Source organism: Halomonas sp. Cn5-12 (genome assembly GCF_021532545.1).
Taxonomy (GTDB): Bacteria; Pseudomonadota; Gammaproteobacteria; order Pseudomonadales; family Halomonadaceae; genus Vreelandella; species Vreelandella aquamarina.
Map to the genome: position 1 here is coordinate 22,378 of NZ_JAKGAY010000001.1, position 18,664 is coordinate 41,041.

The 18,664-nt window shown below is 56.3% G+C and carries 12 protein-coding genes; 4 read left to right on the forward strand and 8 right to left on the reverse strand.

Annotated elements, in window-relative coordinates; genetic code table 11:
* Positions 1 to 2 precede the first annotated feature (2 nt).
* Positions 3 to 3,908, reverse strand: coding sequence for an AAA family ATPase (locus L1249_RS00115; protein ID WP_228168379.1), 3,906 nt, complete (start codon positions 3,906 to 3,908; stop codon positions 3 to 5).
* Positions 3,909 to 3,937: 29 nt separating this feature from the next.
* Positions 3,938 to 4,594 (reverse strand): tRNA-(ms[2]io[6]A)-hydroxylase, encoded by a 657-nt coding sequence (locus L1249_RS00120; protein WP_054640852.1) that lies wholly within the window; start codon positions 4,592 to 4,594, stop codon positions 3,938 to 3,940.
* A gap of 524 nt (positions 4,595 to 5,118) precedes the next feature.
* On the opposite strand from L1249_RS00120, the gene acnB reads away from it, so the two are divergent.
* The 3 genes from acnB to L1249_RS00135 all read left to right on the forward strand — a co-directional run bounded on the left by acnB (position 5,119) and on the right by L1249_RS00135 (position 10,317).
* The gene (acnB, locus tag L1249_RS00125) at positions 5,119 to 7,722 is read left to right on the forward strand and encodes a bifunctional aconitate hydratase 2/2-methylisocitrate dehydratase (RefSeq protein ID WP_062360374.1); all 2,604 of its coding nucleotides are present in this window, start codon (positions 5,119 to 5,121) and stop codon (positions 7,720 to 7,722) included.
* Positions 7,723 to 7,872: 150 nt separating this feature from the next.
* Complete coding sequence (rraA, locus tag L1249_RS00130) at positions 7,873 to 8,367, forward strand: ribonuclease E activity regulator RraA (protein WP_044628284.1); 495 nt, start codon at positions 7,873 to 7,875, stop codon at positions 8,365 to 8,367.
* Between the two features lie 6 nt (positions 8,368 to 8,373).
* Positions 8,374 to 10,317 carry a glycerophosphodiester phosphodiesterase family protein gene (locus tag L1249_RS00135; protein ID WP_228168380.1) on the forward strand — a complete coding sequence of 648 codons (1,944 nt, stop codon included), beginning with the start codon at positions 8,374 to 8,376 and terminating at the stop codon, positions 10,315 to 10,317.
* Positions 10,318 to 10,332: 15 nt separating this feature from the next.
* On the opposite strand, the gene ggt is transcribed toward L1249_RS00135, so the two are convergent.
* Together ggt and ppsA are read right to left on the reverse strand one after the other, a co-directional pair.
* Positions 10,333 to 12,120: a gamma-glutamyltransferase gene (gene ggt, locus L1249_RS00140; protein WP_044628286.1), complete on the reverse strand. Its 1,788-nt coding sequence runs from the start codon at positions 12,118 to 12,120 to the stop codon at positions 10,333 to 10,335.
* Positions 12,121 to 12,271: 151 nt separating this feature from the next.
* On the reverse strand, positions 12,272 to 14,656 hold the full coding sequence (ppsA, locus tag L1249_RS00145) for a phosphoenolpyruvate synthase (protein WP_235252943.1): 2,385 nt from the start codon (positions 14,654 to 14,656) through the stop codon (positions 12,272 to 12,274).
* A 236-nt stretch (positions 14,657 to 14,892) separates the two neighbouring features.
* On the opposite strand from ppsA, the gene ppsR reads away from it, so the two are divergent.
* On the forward strand, positions 14,893 to 15,726 hold the full coding sequence (gene ppsR / locus L1249_RS00150) for a posphoenolpyruvate synthetase regulatory kinase/phosphorylase PpsR (protein WP_044628288.1): 834 nt from the start codon (positions 14,893 to 14,895) through the stop codon (positions 15,724 to 15,726).
* Positions 15,727 to 15,738: 12 nt separating this feature from the next.
* Here ppsR and L1249_RS00155 read toward each other — a convergent pair whose 3' ends face one another.
* The 4 genes from L1249_RS00155 to L1249_RS00170 form a co-directional block, all read right to left on the reverse strand.
* On the reverse strand, positions 15,739 to 16,317 hold the full coding sequence (locus L1249_RS00155; protein WP_089675309.1) for a hypoxanthine-guanine phosphoribosyltransferase: 579 nt from the start codon (positions 16,315 to 16,317) through the stop codon (positions 15,739 to 15,741).
* A gap of 47 nt (positions 16,318 to 16,364) precedes the next feature.
* Positions 16,365 to 17,375 carry a beta-N-acetylhexosaminidase gene (gene nagZ / locus L1249_RS00160; protein ID WP_062360384.1) on the reverse strand — a complete coding sequence of 337 codons (1,011 nt, stop codon included), beginning with the start codon at positions 17,373 to 17,375 and terminating at the stop codon, positions 16,365 to 16,367.
* An 82-nt stretch (positions 17,376 to 17,457) separates the two neighbouring features.
* A complete protein-coding gene (locus L1249_RS00165) occupies positions 17,458 to 17,973 on the reverse strand; it encodes a L,D-transpeptidase (protein ID WP_172416241.1) in 516 nt (171 codons plus the stop codon).
* Positions 17,951 to 18,628: a TetR/AcrR family transcriptional regulator gene (locus tag L1249_RS00170; protein ID WP_044628292.1), complete on the reverse strand. Its 678-nt coding sequence runs from the start codon at positions 18,626 to 18,628 to the stop codon at positions 17,951 to 17,953. The genes L1249_RS00165 and L1249_RS00170 overlap by 23 nt, the downstream gene beginning before the upstream one ends.
* Positions 18,629 to 18,664 lie beyond the last annotated feature (36 nt).

Consider the following 18,664-nt stretch of genomic DNA (forward strand, 5'->3'; position numbering starts at 1 on the left):
GTTTAAGCCTCGTTTTCAACACTTAGCGAGTGGGGCAAACGGCGACCCAGTAGGCTAACCCAGCGCACCAGCACCGGTGCATCGCTGTGGCTAACCTCGCTCAACAGGCGACGGAACGCCTCTTTTGCCTGCTGATCATTGGGTGAAATCCGCGTAAGCCAAAGCTCCAAGGCCGCTAACTCTTGATGGCGGTTGCCGTGTTCCCGTGACTGCACAATCGCCATTTCGGCAAGCGCCTTTACTTCACTGGCCGGGCGCCCCAGCAAGTCACGCACTCTGGCCAGTTGAGTCGCCAACTCGGGCAAAAAGAGCGTGGTGCGCTCTCGGGCAATCACCAAACACTGATCCAGATACTCCTCGGCGGCCTTTAACTCGCCAAGTTCAATACAGGCATCTGAGTACCAAAGGACGGGGCGCTGGAAACGATCTCGCCCATTCAGCTCAGCCATCTGGTCCAGACTATCTCTTAATTGGACTAAACCAGCGTGATCCCCCGCCATGGCCCTCTGCCAACCCAACACACATTGGGCGGAGATTTGCCACAGCTGAAGGTCCGGCGTGCCCGTCATGGCGGCCGCGCGCTCAGCATGGCGTGCCGCAAGATGCACATGCCCTAATTGGCGATAGAGCGCTGCGGCAAACATTAACGCCATGGCAAGCGTTCCCGGGTGACCAATTTTTTCAGCAAGACGGATGGCCGACGAGACGTGACGCTCGGCGCGCTGATAGTCGCCACGTAAACAGAGTGCCCAGCCCTGGAAGCAGGCAGCTGTCACTTGCGGGTGATCCGAGAAGGGCAGCCACTCGATCATCATTTGCGCATTGAGCGGGTCGATTTCATCCAGGTGGTCATGGGCCTGCTGAATTCGTCCGGCCCAGTACTCACAGTGCGCCCGGGCATAGTCGGCCAAACGGCGATAGCGCGGGTCTTCCAGACGTTCGGCAATATCCGCCAAGGCAGAGGCAAGTGCAAACGCGTCGGCATGGGCGTAGCGCTGGCTGCGGCCTACCCACAGCCCCCACTTGACTAGGAAAATTTGTTCTAAATCTTCCGGGTCGTCCGGCGAATTACCACCGGATTGACGCAGCAGCTCCCGGGCGCGCACAAAGCTTTCGTGGGCAGTGGGCGAGCCATGGCCTTCCAGCGCAAACGCTGCCTGCCCACGCACGGTAAGTAGGCTGACCTCACGCTCCACTTCATGGTCAACGTGGCGCAAACTGGCCAAACCGAAGTCGGCCATCCGCAGCGCCGTACGGTTCGCGCTCACCTTCAGCGCTTCACGGGCAGACAGTTCGAAATAGCGCGCGCCTCGAGCGTAGTGGCCGCTGCGGCGCAGATGGGTGGCGAAATCCCCCGGATGGCGGCTGATCCACACAGGGAAACGCTCTTCTATCAGCGTAACGACCTGCTGGTGCAGCTTGACCCGTACATCCCGGGGGCAGGAGAGATAAGCCGCTTCTTGTAGTAGCTGATGGCTAAACTGGTACTCGTGCTCGCCGCTCTCTTTATCAACCGGCTCAATAATTTCCAGCAGGCGCATATGCTCTACGGCTTGAGAAATCCGCGCTTTATCCCAGCCGCTGCATTCAGCCAGGAAGTCGAGGCGGAAGCGTTTACCCAGCACCGCCGCAATATGGGCAATTTCCCGATCCCCTTCCAGCTGATCGATACGGCTGGCCAGCAGGCCAAGCAGCCCTTTGGGCAATTCATCGAACTGAACACTACGCCCTTCGCGACGATCCATATCCAGGCGACGGCAAATCTCCTGCATATAGAGCGGCACGCCATCGCATCGCTCAATAATTTGGTTACACAGTCGAGGGCTTAAATGCATACGATAGCGGCGCGATAGCTGGGAGAGCAGCCGAGACGACTGCAGCGCATCGAGCTTGCCGAGGGTAATTTGCTGATCCCAATGCAGCTTCACTGGTAGCGCTTCACGACCGTGATGACTGGCCACCAGCATGAAGGCTGTATTGATGGGCAAACGAGCTTGTAAACCGGCCAATACTTTGAAGGAGGGTTCGTCCAACCACTGTAGATCATCAACCATCAAGACGAGAGTCTGGGCGCCAGCGCGCTGGTCGATCAGACGGTGCAGCAGTTTCACGACCAACTCTACCGCTTCCCCGTTTTGGGTAAGCTGAGTAATTTCCTGAACGTCCCTAACCCCCAGCGCCTCTTCCAACAGCTGTTGGCGAGCATCGTCTAGCGCTGTATCACCCAACGATGCCTGCAACTCATGCAATGCTTCTTGAGTAGGCGTGGCGCCTAGATGCCACGCCAAGAGAGAACGGGCCACCCCGTAAGGCTCTAACACCGACAAGCGTGTGGTTGGCTGCCAACAGATAGCGGCGTCGCGGCTAAGTTCAAGCTGACGAAAACCAACCATCAGCGCCGATTTTCCCATGCCTGAGGCCCCCCGCACCAAGACACTTTGCCTTAAGCCGATACCCGCTCTTGCCAGCGCATCACGCAGCGTACGCAGAGACGTTTCGCGGCCGACCAGACTGGGCGGCAGCGCATCCCGGCCGCCTTCATTCTGGCCTAACACCAGCGCCCGCAAGCGCACTCGACCATCGCTTGCCATCAAGCGCGACACCAAGCGCGGCTGCAGGTCCAGTGCCGGGGGCATGTGCTGGCTGGCTTCTTGAGAAATCACTAGTTCACTACCTTCAGCAGCGCCCATTAGCTCAAGGGAGACCTGTGTGACTTGGCCAAGCGGGTCAGCCAACTGGCGTTCAGGCAGATAGACCACACGGCCGCTATGTAACCCAGCCGCCAGCTCAAACGAAGGCGCTTCCCCTTCCCCACTCCAATGGCGCTGAGTTTCCTGCGGCAGCGCTTGGCGGCAGTGTTCATAGAGCGCTACCAGCTCGGCAAGCTGATGCGCAGGGCCGTGGGTGCCGAAACACGCCAGTCCCAAACCGCCGGTGGCCCCAGGCAGCCAGAAGCCACCTAAGTGATGGCACTGCTGCTCTAGCCAGCGCAATAGTTCCAGCTGAAGCGCTAGACAGTTACGAGTTGCCGCCCGCTCTTGCCAGTCGCCTTTCAGACGTAAGCGAATCGCCATGACCGACAGTTGGCGAAGCTCAATCTCATCTTCACGCAGCGGCTTACTATCGGCTGCCAGTGCACGAGAAAAAGCGCCCTGGGGCGACAAGGCTCGCGGGTCGTGGTGGCCGTCCGACCAGTAGCTGGCCAACTGTAAGAAACCGGGCTCCGGCTGCTGGCCCGACAGCGCGAGCAACTGCAAATAGCTGTTGTACTGTTCATGAGCAGCGGCCATTTGATTTTTTTCGGCCAGTTGACGCACCAAACGTTCATGGAAAGGCCCATAGCCTGAAAAGCGGCTCACCAGGCCTTCCAGCATCTCGTCTGGCGTTTCGTCATGAACCTCAAGCACTTGCTCGGCAAACCGGATCACCCGCTGACGCCACTCATTGCGCACCTGCACTAGCCAGCGCTGAAATTCGCTGCAACTTGCCAACTGCAACTCTTCAATTAGATCGCCTTGGTAGCATGACATCACCTCCTCAAGGGTTTCTAAATCCTTGGGGCCTTCTAGCAACTGCTGCAGGTCATGTAGATCTACCTGCCAGTGGGCAGGTAAATGAAAGGCGATAGTCTGTCGCGATACGTTCAATACCTGATCGGCGTTATCACCCATGGACTGACGCAGGCAGTGCAACGCGTGGCGCAAGTTGGTACGACCTGACGAAAGCCCCTGGTCTGGCCAGAGCAGCTCAGCCAGTGCCGCACGATTGACCGGCTGGCGATGCAACAAAAGATACACCAACAGGGCCTTAACTTTGTCGTAATTGAAATGAGTGAGTACATCCTCCCCCTGGGTTAAGGAGAAGTGACCAAACAAGGTCAGCTGGTCTGTCTGTTGAGCATCGCGCATGATACACATCCCGCCTGACTAGCAGCGACTTAGGCGGGCACGCCGCTATGGAAACGAAACGCCGTATCCGGAGTCGTCATCAGCTCCGCTTCACGTGCGACAAAGAAGGCAATACGGTCATCAATCGGCTCAGCGGTCTGTTGACGCGCCAACAGCAGATAATCTTCAAAATGGCGCCCTTCTGACTTCACCAGCGTGCGGTAGAACTTCGCCAGTTCTTCGTCTAAGTAAGGGATAAGGCGGGCAAAGCGCTCACAGCTTCGTGCCTCAATTAATGCGCCAATAATCAGTACATCGATTAAGCGCTCAGGATCGTTACTGCGTAAATGTTTGCGCAGCCCCTCGGCATAGCGCGAGGCAGTGAGGTGATGATAGGCCACACCACGCTTTTCCATCAGGCCCACCACTTGTTCAAAGTGCAGCAGCTCTTCGCGGGCAAGCTGAGACATTTTGCTTAATAAAAGCGGCTGATCGACATAGCGGTAAAGCAAACTCATCGCGGTGGAAGCCGCCTTCTTCTCACACTGCGCATGGTCAATCAGCAGCGTTTCAGGATTGGCAAGCGCCCACTGCAACCACGCATCAGGCGTTGGGCAAGCAAGAAACTGATGCAGACTTTCTGGTAGCAAATCATCCGCTGAAAGGGAGTGATCTGCTGTTTTTAGTGCCATTAGTTGTATAGACATAATACCGCTACCGAGCGCTTATCTCACTGTTGTATAACATATAAACGCCGTTGGCGTTTGTTCCCTAGCTATCCGAAGGCCACTTATTTAATGGCGCCTCAATTCTCATATAGCATATTTCTAATATATAAGCCCAGCTTATTTGGCGCTCCACACACCGCCTAAACCACTTCACTACGTTACTTAATAACGAATTAATCGTATGCCTATGGTAACGCGGCATCACAATAATCACACCCGCGCTTACCTCAAAACACCCCTGCTGGTAAAAAACTTTCAGATTTTGGGCACATTAACCAAAAAAGCCGCAAGAAAGGAGCTCAATATCAGCGCCTCAACATAAAGTACAAGCAGGCACTTAGCTTGGCTTCTTAACATTGTCGACAGTTTCCCGTAGAATCTCGCTCATCCACCAGACGCTGTTTGTCAAGCGTCTGTCACGTGTCCGAACGCCTCACCCACCATGCTAGTAGTCGTTCGGCACCACTGATTCATCACTACTAAGAAGATGAGAGGGCCCCAACGTGCTTGAAGCTTACCGCCAACATGTCGAGGAACGCGCCGCAGAGGGCGTCCCGCCTAAGCCCCTGACCGCCGAGCAAGTCGCGGCCTTGATCGAATTACTCAAAGCGCCCCCGGCCGGTGAAGAGGAATTCATTCTCGACTTAATCACCAATCGCGTTCCTCCCGGTGTCGACGAAGCCGCCTACGTCAAAGCTGGCTTCTTGACGGCCATTGCCAAAGGGGAAGCGACCTCTCCGCTGATCGATAAAATTCACGCGGTCAAACTGCTGGGCACCATGCAGGGCGGCTACAACATCGCCACCCTGGTCGAGCTGCTGGACGATGCCGAGCTCGCCAAGGAGGCCGGCGAACAGCTCAAGCACACCCTGCTGATGTTCGATGCCTTCCACGACGTGGAAGAGCGCGCCAAGGCCGGCAACGCGGTGGCCAAGGACGTCATGCAGTCCTGGGCCGAGGCCGAGTGGTTCCTCTCCAAGCCGGCACTGGCCGAGAAGATAACCCTTACCGTCTTCAAGGTGCCGGGCGAGACCAACACCGACGACCTCTCCCCCGCGCCGGACGCCTGGTCGCGCCCCGACATTCCGCTGCATGCCAACGCCATGCTCAAGAACGAGCGCGAAGGCATCGTGCCTGAAGTGCCCGGCACCACCGGCCCGCTGAAGCAGATCGAGGAAGTAAAGGCCAAGGGCTTCCCGGTCGCCTACGTGGGCGACGTGGTCGGCACCGGCTCCTCGCGCAAGTCGGCCACCAACTCCGTGCTGTGGTTCTTCGGCGACGACATCCCCTACGTGCCCAACAAGCGCGCCGGCGGTTTCTGCTTCGGCGGCAAGATCGCCCCGATCTTCTTCAACACCATGGAAGACGCCGGTGCCCTGCCCGTCGAGATGGATGTCTCCAAACTCGAGATGGGCGACGTGATCGACGTCTACCCCTATGAAGGCAAAGTGTGCAAGCACGGCACCGACGAGGTACTGACCACCTTCGAACTCAAGACCCAGGTGATCCTCGACGAGGTGCGCGCCGGTGGCCGTATCCCGCTGATCATCGGCCGTGGCCTGACCGGTAAAGCGCGCGAGTCGCTAGGCTTGGCGCCTTCAGACGTTTTCCGACTGCCCGATCAGCCGGCCGATACCGGCAAAGGCTTTACGCTAGCGCAGAAGATGGTGGGTAAGGCTTGCGGCATGGACGGCGTTCGTCCCGGCATGTACTGCGAACCGAAGATGACCACCGTAGGCTCCCAGGACACCACTGGCCCGATGACCCGCGACGAGCTGAAAGATCTTGCTTGTCTTGGTTTCCAAGCCGATCTGGTCATGCAGTCCTTCTGCCACACGGCGGCATATCCGAAGCCAGTAGATGTGGACACTCACCACACCCTGCCGGACTTCATCATGAACCGTGGCGGCGTTTCGCTGCGCCCCGGCGACGGTATCATCCACAGCTGGTTGAACCGCATGCTGCTGCCGGACACCGTGGGTACTGGCGGTGACTCTCACACCCGCTTCCCGCTGGGCATTTCGTTCCCTGCCGGTTCTGGCCTGGTGGCCTTCGCCGCTGCTACGGGCGTTATGCCGCTGGACATGCCGGAATCCGTTCTGGTGCGCTTCAAAGGCAAGCGCCAGCCGGGCGTTACGCTACGCGATTTGGTTCACGCCATTCCGCTGTACGCGATTAAGCAAGGTCTGCTGACGGTCGAGAAATCCGGCAAGAAAAACGCCTTCTCTGGTCGCGTGCTGGAGATCGAAGGCCTAGAAGACCTCACCGTCGAGCAGGCATTTGAGCTTTCCGATGCCTCCGCTGAGCGTAGCGCCGCTGGCTGTACTATTACGCTGTCTGAAGAGAGCGTGACCGAGTACCTGAAATCCAACATCACGCTGCTGAAGTGGATGATTGCTAATGGCTACGGCGACGAGCGCACCATCAGCCGTCGTATCGAAGGCATGGAAGCGTGGCTGGCCAATCCGAGTCTAATGCGCGCCGACAAAGACGCCGAGTACGCCGAAGTCATCGAGATCGACCTCTCTGACATTAAAGAGCCGGTTCTTTGCGCCCCGAACGACCCGGATGACGCCCGCTTACTGTCTGATGTTGCCGGTGAGAAAATCGACGAGGTGTTTATCGGTTCGTGCATGACCAACATTGGTCACTTCCGCGCGGCAGGTAAATTGCTCGAAAAACAGCCTGCGGGCAGCCTGAAAACCCGCTTGTGGCTTGCGCCACCGACCAAAATGGATCAGCACCAGCTGACCGAAGAGGGTTACTACGGCATCTATGGCCGTGCAGGCGCCCGCATGGAAATGCCGGGATGTTCACTGTGTATGGGTAACCAGGCACGCGTTGCAGCGAAGAGCACTGTGGTGTCCACGTCTACACGTAACTTCCCGAACCGTCTGGGCGATGGTGCAAATGTTTACCTCGCCTCGGCAGAGCTAGCAGCGGTTGCTGCTGTAGAAGGTCGTCTGCCGACCGTTGATGAGTATCAGCGTTACATGGGTGAGTTTGACGCCATGGCAGGCGAGATCTATCGCTACATGAACTTCCACGAAATCGAGGAGTATCAAAAAATCGCCTCGAACGTGATTCCGGTAGCCCAAGAGGCTTAATCGCCAGTGGCACCGACCCATCGCCGATGCTCGCAACATCGCAGCCTGGGTAATCCCTCGCTGAGCCGATGACAGAACGCCCCTTCCTATTGAGGTTGGGGCGTTTTTTATGACGCTGTGAACATAGCGCTGTAACCATAGGAGTAACTCATGACAACGACAACCCAAGTGGTCACCCCCGATCTATGCGACGCTTACCCCGACGTAGAGGTGCTAGAGCCCCTCTTTGCTAACTTCGGCGGTGTCGACAGCTTTTATGGCCCAATTCGCACGGTAAAGTGCTTCGAAGATAACTCAATGGTCAAACAGGCTGTGGCGGAGCCTGGCGAAGGTGCCGTACTGGTTGTGGATGCCGGCGGCTCTCATCGCTGCGCGATGTTAGGCGATATGCTGGCAGAGCAGGCAGCGCAAAATGGTTGGGCAGGCGTATTGATGTACGGTTGCGTGAGAGATGTCGACATTTTGGCCACGCTTCCTTTAGGCGTGCAGGCACTCGGCAGCCACCCGCGTAAAAGCGAAAAGCGCGGCGAAGGCCAGCGGGATATCGCCGTAACGTTTGCGGGCGTTACTTTAAGAGTTGGCCAGTGGCTGTATGCTGATAATAACGGCATTATCATCGCCGAGCAGCCCTTAAAGCTCTCCTAATCCCGCTTGTCAAGGGTGGCAGTTAGTGCCACCCTGATGCTTCACTCTGACACTTTTGTGACTATGCAGCCGCTCACTCAATTAGGCAACGCCCTTCTTCGCACTCTCCGAGATCACCTCCGTCCGCTCATAGCTTATCACTTGCTGTTTACCCTACTGGCCTCTGCCTTATTGGTACCGGCCGTTGCCTGGGTATCGCAACGCTTTTTGGCACAGCTAAACCGCACGGTGGTCACCACGGATGCACTCTTAGCGCTGCTCTTCAGCCCATTAGGGCTATTGGTCATGCTGGTGGGCCTTGGCTTTACGTTTTTACTCATTTACTGGCAGCAGGCTGGCATGTTGCAAGTGGCTGTCCGGCCAAAAGATAACCATTACCGGCTAGCGTTCGAGGCGCTCTGGTTGAGCACACGACGGCTTCCCGCTCTGGCGGTGCTGGTGACTCTCCAGGTCGGGGCTCACCTATTGCTGCTTGCCCCTTTTATGATGGCTCTTACCTGGCTATACGATCTATGGCTTAGCGGTGTCGACCCCTACTATTTGCAGCGCATTCGCCCTCCTGTGCTGTGGTACTTTTTAGCTTGCGCGACACCGTTGGTGGTTATCTGGATGATCTTAGCAGCGTGGCTGTATCTGCGCTGGCTGCTGGCACTGCCACTAGTGTCGCTGGAATCTTGCTCACCGTATCAAGCACTCACGCGAAGCGTTTATTTAACACGTGGCTGGCACCGCTCTATTGGAGTGGCTGTGCTCACCCTGCTACTGATCATTATTAGCTTACCCATTATTACCACATGGCTGTTTGACATGCTGGTCACGCCCTTATTGTGGTGGCTACCAGAGCACAACACGGTGCTGATTCCAGCGATGCTGGCCTATTTAACCGGCTATGTGCTGGTAACACTCACCATCACTTTCCTTGGTATTGCTACTAACGCTCTGCTGTCCGCCTGCCTCTACTTACAGCTGGCCCATCACGAACCACGCCCTGCGCCGCCTTCCCACGATGCCCACCCTGGACGCATGGCATGGGCGATTGAACTTAGCGTGCTGCTGCTCGCAGGGCTACAGGCGTGGTGGATTCTTAACAGTTTTGAGATTCGCGATAACGTGGCCATCATCGCCCATCGCGGAAGCTCCATGGTGGCACCGGAAAACACCCTTGCTGCCGTGTCTCAAGCGCTGGAGGATGGCGCTGACGCCGTAGAGCTGGATGTTCGCCTGAGTGCCGATAATCAGGTCATGCTCTATCACGACCGAACGCTCGCCCGCCTCACCAGTGATCCTCGAGAATTTAGCGACCTCACCCGTAGCGAACTCAGCAAGTTTGATGTGGGTAGTTGGTTTGGCGACGCCTTTCAAGGGGAGCGCATAGCGGGGCTGGATGAAGCGTTGGCCGCCGTCCGCGGGCGCGCATCGCTGATGATCGATATGAAAGCCCTGCCGGGTCAAGAAGAGAGGCTGGCACAAGCAGTCATCGATGCACTGGGGCAGGAAAGCGACATACGCTATCGCTGCTGGGCCACCCAGCAAGAAGCACTAACAGCCGTGACGGCCTGCGGCTTTCCTAACGCGCTGATGGATATGCGTCTGGCGACCACGTCGCCTGCACTGGTGCGCTACATCAAGCAACAGGCCCCGGGGCTGCGTGTTACTCTGCTAGCACAGCTCATTCTTCCAGGCACCCTAGACCGACGCCAATTTGATGCATTAGGCCTGCGGCATAACCGCATTAGCGCCCAAGAGGTGCGCCTGGCGGCGCTTTTCGGTTACGAGATTCATGCCTGGACGGTCAACGATCGGGCGCGCATGTCGGCGCTGATAGACCTCGGCGTTGATGCCATCATTACCGATTATCCTGATCGCTTGCACGCCTTAACAGAAGACCGCCGTGCGCTAAGCGACGGCGGTCTTATGCTGGTCAAGCTACGCAACTGGTTACGTCAGTAACAGTCGGGGCGTCGTTTACTCACCCATCACGACGCCTTCCCGACGCGGGTCGGCACCACCAAACAGTGTGCCATCCTCCAATCGCCGAATCGCCTGAAGGCCGCTCGTGAGCTCACGTTCGCTCACGTTATGACCCCGCTCACGCAGCGATTCGATGATCTCTTCAGGGAAGCGACCCTCCTCTAAGTAAACATCACCACCCAACGTAATCGCATGGGGAAGACTCAGCGCTTCCTGAGCGTTCAACCCCCAATCGCGCATTGCTGCCAGTGTTCGAGCAGTATAGTGGATGATCGCAGCGCCACCAGGGGAGCCGAGACTCGCCACCAGCGCACCGGTTTCCTGATCAAATACCAAGGTGGGGCTCATACTAGAGCGTGGCCGCTTACCAGGCTCCACTCGGTTAGCCACCGGCTGCCCGTCCACCTCAGGAGTAAAAGAGAAATCCGTCAGCTCGTTATTCAATAAATAGCCGCCAGGCAGGTCAGTGCCGCCATCTGCCAGAATACGTGAACCAAAGGCTTGCTCAATGGTGGTCGTCATCGCAATCGCATTGCCATCGGCATCCACAATGCTGATATGGCTGGTGCCATACTCAGGTTGCTCGGGCTGGCTGGCAAAGCTAACAGCCAATTCACCTGGATTGCCCGGCTCGGCGTTCTCACCCATGCTCTCTTCACCGATTAGCTCGCTGCGTTTACCAAGGTAATCAGGCGCTAGCATGAGCGACCAGTCACCGCCCGGTGCCTCGACAAAGTCAGGGTCAGCGATGTAGCGGCCCCGGTCAGCAAACGCCAGCCGCGAGGCTTCTAGAAATTGATGCAGCCAGCCACTACTGGTCACGCCATTTTCCAGCGGCGCCTCCAACAGCGGTTGCTGGTCCAGCATACCGAGAATTTGCATGATCGTTAGATGGCCAGAAGAGGGAGGAGGAAACCCGCACACTTCCCACTGCTGCCAGGGGGTGCATAGCGGCTCACGCTCAAGAGATTGGTAACCACTGATGTCATCAAGCGAGATCTTACCGGGTCGAACCGGATGCGACTGCACCTGCTCAACGAGATCCTCCGCGACCTCACCTTCATAAAAGGCAGCGCTGCCCTCTTCTGCAATGCGACGCAAAATAGCGGCTAAGGCAGGATTTTTTAGTGTGGTGCCCACTTCCAGGGGCTCTCCATCGGCGGAGTAATAAAACGCTTGAGCCAGGTCGTTTTCGCGCAGATATTCGTCATTAGCCAGGCTGGTGTGCAGCCGCTGGCTCACCGCGAACCCCTCTTCCGCCAGTGTAATCGCGGGGGTAAAGAGTTCTTGCCAAGCCAACTGGCCGTGCTCAGCATGGGCCTGTTCCAACATACGCAAGGTACCGGGCACGCCCACCGACAACCCGCTGGCGACCGCTTCCATAAAAGGCAGCGGCTCGCCATCTTCCATAAAGAGCTCGCCGGTTACGGCGGCAGGCGCCGTTTCACGGCCATCATAAGCCTGTACATCAGCACCATCAAAGTGCATCAAAAATGCGCCGCCACCAATCCCACTGGATTGCGGCTCCACCAGAGTTAATACCATTTGTACGGCGACCGCCGCATCAATGGCATTCCCCCCAGCCTTGAGCACCTGATAGCCCGCGTCGGTAGCCAGCGGGTTAGCCGCCGCCACCGCGAAGGAGTCTGCCGCCCATCCCGGCTTCTCCTCAAAGCCTGACCCTACTTCCGGTGTAATGGAGGGTGTTTCGTAACCAAACCCCCAACTCACCATTGGCGCCAGCAGTAAACCAGTGAGTGAGAGCGCCCTTTTTGGCAGCATAACCTTTCTCCTTAAACCGTGTCTCAGACGTGAATCACCAAGGCGTAACCGCCTTTTGAGCGCTCAAGCAATAGCGTAGCCTATAAAACGACTGCGCCCGGCACAATGGCCAGGCGCAAAATAGCAAGCACGCTAATCAAGCTGAAGGAGGCTAAGCAATAGTTTCCCCCGCCAACATGAACCACGTTTCCAGCACTGCATCGGGGTTGAGTGACACGGAGTCAATGCCCTGCTCCATCAACCACTTGGCAAGATCCGGGTGGTCCGAAGGGCCTTGGCCGCAGATCCCCACGTACTTACCTTTCTCTTTACAGGCCTTAATAGCCATGGCCAGCAGCTTTTTCACCGCGGGGTTACGTTCGTCAAACAAGTGCGCCACGATGCCTGAATCCCGATCCAAGCCCAGCGTTAACTGGGTAAGGTCATTCGAGCCAATGGAGAAGCCATCGAAATACTCGAGGAACTCGTCCGCCAATAGCGCGTTGGCAGGCAATTCACACATCATGATGATCTTCAAACCATCAGGGTGCTCATCACCGCCACGCTGCAAACCGTTAGCCGCTAGCAGATCGACTACTTCACGCGCTTCATCCGTGGTGCGCACAAACGGCACCATGATTTCGACGTTGGTCAGCCCCATGTCGTCACGCACACGTTTCAGCGCGCGACATTCGAGCTCGAAACAAGGACGAAATGCCTCGGAGATATAGCGAGAAGCCCCACGGAAACCCAGCATAGGGTTCTCTTCACCGGGCTCGTAGAGCTTACCGCCTATCAGGTTTTCATACTCGTTGGATTTGAAATCCGATAGACGGACAATCACACGCTGTGGATGGAAAGCTGCCGCTAGCGTAGAGATCCCTTCAACTAATTTATCGACGTAAAAGCTCACCGGGTCGGCGTAACCAGCAGTACGTAGATCGATCACCTGCTGAAGATCCGCAGGCAGCGTATCGTACTCAAGCAGCGCTTTCGGGTGCACACCAATCATGCGATTGATGATGAATTCAAGACGCGCCAAGCCAACGCCTGCATGGGGCAAACTAGCGAAACCGAAAGCGCGATCCGGGTTGCCCACGTTCATCATAATTTTAAACGGAATCTCCGGCATGGAATCAACGCTGGACACGTTGCAGTCAAAAGCCAGCAACCCTTCATAAACGTGGCCGGTATCCCCTTCCGCACACGAAACCGTAACGGCAATGCCTTCTTGTAGCTGCGTGGTCGCATCGCCACAGCCAACCACCGCAGGAATGCCCAATTCCCGGGCAATAATCGCCGCGTGGCAGGTACGCCCACCACGGTTAGTCACGATTGCCGAGGCGCGCTTCATGATGGGCTCCCAATCTGGGTCCGTCATGTCGGTGACCAAGATGTCGCCTTCTTGAATTTTGTCCATCTCGTCTGGGCTGAGGACAATCTTAACTGCCCCGCTGCCGATACGCTGGCCAATGGCACGGCCAGTAATCAGCGTGCGCCCTTTCTCACGCAGTTGGAAGCGCTCAAGCTTACCGCCCTCCTGCTGTGACACGACGGTTTCAGGACGCGCTTGAACGATATAGAGCTTGCCGTCATCGCCATCCAATGCCCACTCAATATCCATCGGGCGCTGGTAGTGTTGCTCAATGGTCACTGCTTGACGAGCAAGATCCATCACCTGCTCATCGTTGATGCAGAAGCGGCCACGGTCTTTGAAAGGCACGTCAACGGTTTCAACAGATTTACCGGCGCTGGCATCTTGGCCGTAAACCATCTTGATCAACTTGGACCCTAACGTGCGGCGCAGAACGGCCGGGCGGCCAGCAGCCAGGGTGGGCTTGTGAACATAGAACTCGTCAGGATTGACGGCTCCCTGCACCACGGTTTCGCCCAGCCCCCAAGAGGCCGTGACAAAAACGGCATCACGGTAGCCAGATTCGGTATCCAGGGTAAACATAACGCCTGATGCGCCGGTTTCAGAGCGCACCATCTTTTGAACGCCCGCTGACAGCGCAACATTCTCGTGGGCGTAGCCACGATGCACACGGTAGGAGATGGCGCGATCGTTAAACAGCGAGGCAAACACTTCATGCACCGCATGTTTGATATTGGCAAAACCTTCAATGTTCAAGAAGGTTTCCTGCTGCCCAGCGAAGGAGGCATCGGGAAGGTCTTCCGCCGTGGCGGAGCTGCGCACGGCTACTTTGAGGCTTGGATGTTGCGTTTGGAGCTGTTCGTAGGCATCGCGAAGCGCGGCTTCAAAGCCAGGCGGCAGCGGTGTATCAATGATCCACTGACGAATCGTTTTTCCTGCCTCAGCCAGTGCTTTGACATCATCGACATCTAAACGAGCAAGCTTGTCGTTAATGCGGTCGTTCAGACCTTCGTGAGAGAGAAACTCGCGGTACGCGTGAGCAGTGGTCGCGAAGCCGCCTGGCACCGTGACGCCTACACCCGATAAATTGGAAATCATTTCGCCAAGCGAAGCGTTTTTACCACCCACGCGTTCGACGTCTGCCATACCTAGCTGATCGAACCACAGAATGTACTCTTCCACGCAACCCCCTCGCTTTTAGACTTCGTTACGACCCGTTGGGACGACACTAATAGACGTTGTCACCCTAGCACTGCGGCAGCGTATTCGCCATTGGTCTAACAGCGAAGGGAGTGGAGGATTTTTACAACAAATACACGAAATTAGCGTTTTATGTAGTATCGACTAGGCGTTGTGCTCGTCGTTTGCACAGCACACAATAGCTTATCCATGAACATAGCAGACTGGCGGATCAGGTTATGAAACGAACAGCTTTCTTTATTTCGGATGGCACCGGCATCACCGCAGAAAGCTTAGGGCGCAGTCTCTTAGCGCAGTTCAGTGATGTGGAGATCAATATGCTGACTAAACCGTATATTGATACGGTTGAAAAAGCACAGGCACTGGCACAGATTATCGAATCGACCGCCGTACGCGATGGCTGTAGACCGATTATCATTGATACGATTGTGGATCAACAGATTCGTAACGTTATCCGCCAAGCGTCGGGGTTTAAGGTCGATATTTTTTCGACGTTTCTAGAACCCCTTGAGCAGGAGCTGGAAACGCACTCTTCCTACAGCGTCGGCAGAACACACTCCATCGGTAGCGACGACGTATATATGGATCGCATCCACTCGGTTCACTTTGCACTCGATAACGACGATGGAGCACGCACCCACCAATACGACAAAGCCGATATTATTCTAGTGGGGGTTTCCCGCTGTGGTAAAACGCCGACCTCACTCTACTTGGCGCTGCAGTTCGGCATTCGCGCCGCGAACTATCCGCTCACCGAAGATGACCTGGATGAAGATGGCAGCTTGAAGCTACCCAAAGCGCTGGCACCTCATCGGCACAAGCTGTTTGGCCTTACCATTGATGCACGCCGACTCTCGGCCATTCGTAATGAACGCCGCCCCAATAGCCGCTATAGCTCGATGGATCAGTGCTTACAAGAAGTAGAGCAGGCAGAATCGCTGTACCGGGCAATGCATATTCCGTTTATTGATACGACGCGATTTTCAATAGAAGAGATCTCTACGCGCATGATTGCGGAAACCGGCCTAGCGAGGCGGTTCTCACCCCGCTAGGATTGCGCTAGCTTACATGCCCTTGGGAGCAAAAATTCCAGGGGCATTACGCCAGTAGCCTTTGTAGTCCATACCAAAACCAAACACGTAACGGTCGGCCACTTCTAGGCTGCAGTAATCTGCTTTTAATCCCGGAACGGCTTTGCGGTCGTGCTGCTTGTCGACCAACACTGCGGTAGTCACACTGGCCGCCTGGGCTTCTTTGCAGTATTTCAGAATGGCCGCTAGGGTTGCGCCTTCATCGAGGATGTCGTCAACAATCACTACATGTCGGCCCGCCATGGGAATTTCAGGCGATACGCGCCAGAAAAGCTCACCGCCGCGCAGCTCGTTGCGGTAACGGGTCGCATGTAAATAGTCCACTTCCAGCGGAAAACCAAGACGCGTCAGCAGATGCCCCGTGGTAATGAGCCCGCCATTCATAACGCAGTAAAACACCGGTAGCTTGTCGCCCAAGTCTCGCGTGATCTCTTCCGCCATGCGATCCAACGCTCGCTCAACCTGCTCTTGTGAAATCAGGCAGTCGGCGTTATCCATCAACTCACGCATAGAATCTAACGATTCAAGCGCTTCTTTATCCAACTTGGACATGCTACTTCTCCAAAAACATCTAATAAGAAAACGGTATAAAAATGGAATTAATTCGCTAGCGCTTCGAGCTTGGCATGCGTGCGGCGCCAACGGCCGAGTGCAGCCAGTGCATCCAGTTCAGGCCTAGCACGACCGTAACGCAGCTTGGCAGGCCGTTTATTCAGCACCCCTTGGCAGGCCCCTAGTACCTCAATGGCTGCCGCTCGGTCATTGCAGATCAGCAACATATCGCAGCCAGCGGCCAGCGCCGCTTTGGCACGCTCAGCCGGGCCGCCTGCCTCATGCGCCCCCGTCATGCTTAAATCATCGGAAAAAATACACCCTTTGAACCCCAATGATTCACGCAGCATGCCTAACCAGTTGGGTGAGAACCCTGCAGGGCGAGTATCAAACGCTGAATAAGTCACGTGGGCAGGCATGACACCGTTCAACACACCCGCTAACTCGCGAAACGGCACGAGGTCTCGGGCTTTCAGCTCGGCCAGGGGTCGCTCATCCACTGGCAGCGCAATATGGGAATCCGCCGCCACTCCGCCATGGCCAGGAAAATGCTTACCAACTGCCGCCATGCCAGCTTCATGCAAGCCTTCGATAAAGGCGCGCCCTAGTTGGGCGACATGCTCTGGATCGCTGCTGAAACTACGGTCGCCAATGACGCTGGAGATACCGCTCTCAACATCCAACACTGGCGCAAAACTCATATCCAACCCACAGGCGGCCATTTCCATCCCCAGCAGCCAGCCTGTGTCTTTGGCTAAGGTGAGCCCTGCTACTGGGTCGCTGGCATACAGATCGCCAATTCGCGCCATGGCGGGCAGCTTGGTCACCCCTTTTTTGATCCGCTGGACTCGACCGCCCTCTTGGTCAATACCTAGCAGTAGATCACCACGCACACGACGAATACTGCTGCAGAGCTGCCGCACTTGGTACGCATCTTCGACATTACGGGCGAATAGGATAACGCCGCCCACCGCAGGGTCTTTTAGCAATGTCTTTTCAGCGTTGGATAACTGTGGCCCTTCTAGGTCAAGCATGACCGGGCCAATGGGTTGCGTCATGGGGAGGATCCGACAAAAAGGGCGCCATTTTAGACTAACCGCTTAGCGTGTCAAAATTCTGGCAGGACGCCCGGAAGTGGGCTTAATGCAACCAAACCGGCGTACCGGGTTGGGCGTGTGCAAACAGGTAGTGTAAATCGTGATTTCGCAGGCGGATGCAGCCGTGAGAGGCAGCCACACCCATCGGTTGGTCTTCAGGCGTGCCGTGCAAATAAATGTAGCGCCGCTGGGAGTCCACGTCAGCGCCGCGGTTAACGCCGCGCTCCAGCCCGCAGAGCCACATAATGCGCGTTAGAATCCAGTCTCGCTCAGGGTAATTGGTCGCCAATTCAGGCGAAAATACTTCGCCAGTCCATCGGCGACCACGAAATACCGCATTATCAGGCAAGCCCTTGCCGATAGACGCACGGACATAGTGCCAGCCCAGCGGTGTTTGGCCGCTACCCTCTTGCTGCCCTACGCCAGCAACCCCAGTGGAGATCGTGCACTCATAGTTCACTTCCTTTCCCTGCCACCAGCGCAACCGCTGCCGCTGGGTGTCAATCTCCACCCAACCAGATTGGGAAGGCGGTAATTCAGCTAGCCTGGGCGTTGCCATGGTTTCCCTCTTCAACCGCAGCCGGTAGCGGCGCGTTCATCGCAGCAACAACGACTGGACGTAGCCGCCGCACAAGGTCACGCACCGTCACCTGCTCTTGATAATCCTTTGCAGCAATATCACGCAGGGCATCCAGTCCTGAGAGCGTAAATATCACTGTGCCTAGCATAAAGTGTAGCCGCCAAAAGCGCTCGGCGTCCGGCAGCTCAGGCGTGGCTTTACGCACCAGCTCGGTAAAACGGGTAAATACATCGCCATACTGCTGCTGAATATAGCGACGCAGATGCCCTTGCGCCTGACTGTAGGCTAACCCTAGTAGCCGCATAAATACCTTTAGGCTATTACGTTCGGCGGGCACTGCCAGTACCGTAGTGGCCATGGTCTCTAACAGCACTTCTAGAGGAATAGGCTGGCCTTGATAGTGAGCTTCTAGCTCGTCCAGTGCGGTGTGAAAACGCTCTGAAAATGGATCGAGATAGCGGGAAAACACCGCTTGAATTAGCGCTTTTTTGGAACCAAAGTGGTAGTTCACGGCCGCCAAATTAACCCGGGCCTTGCTGGTGATATTACGCAGCGACGTCTCGGCAAAGCCTCGCTCTGCAAACAGTACCTCTGCAGTATCTAAAATACGCGTTACCGTATCCGATTGGGCCATAGCGCCCTCCAAAAAACAGGTGTTTTAAACATAGCT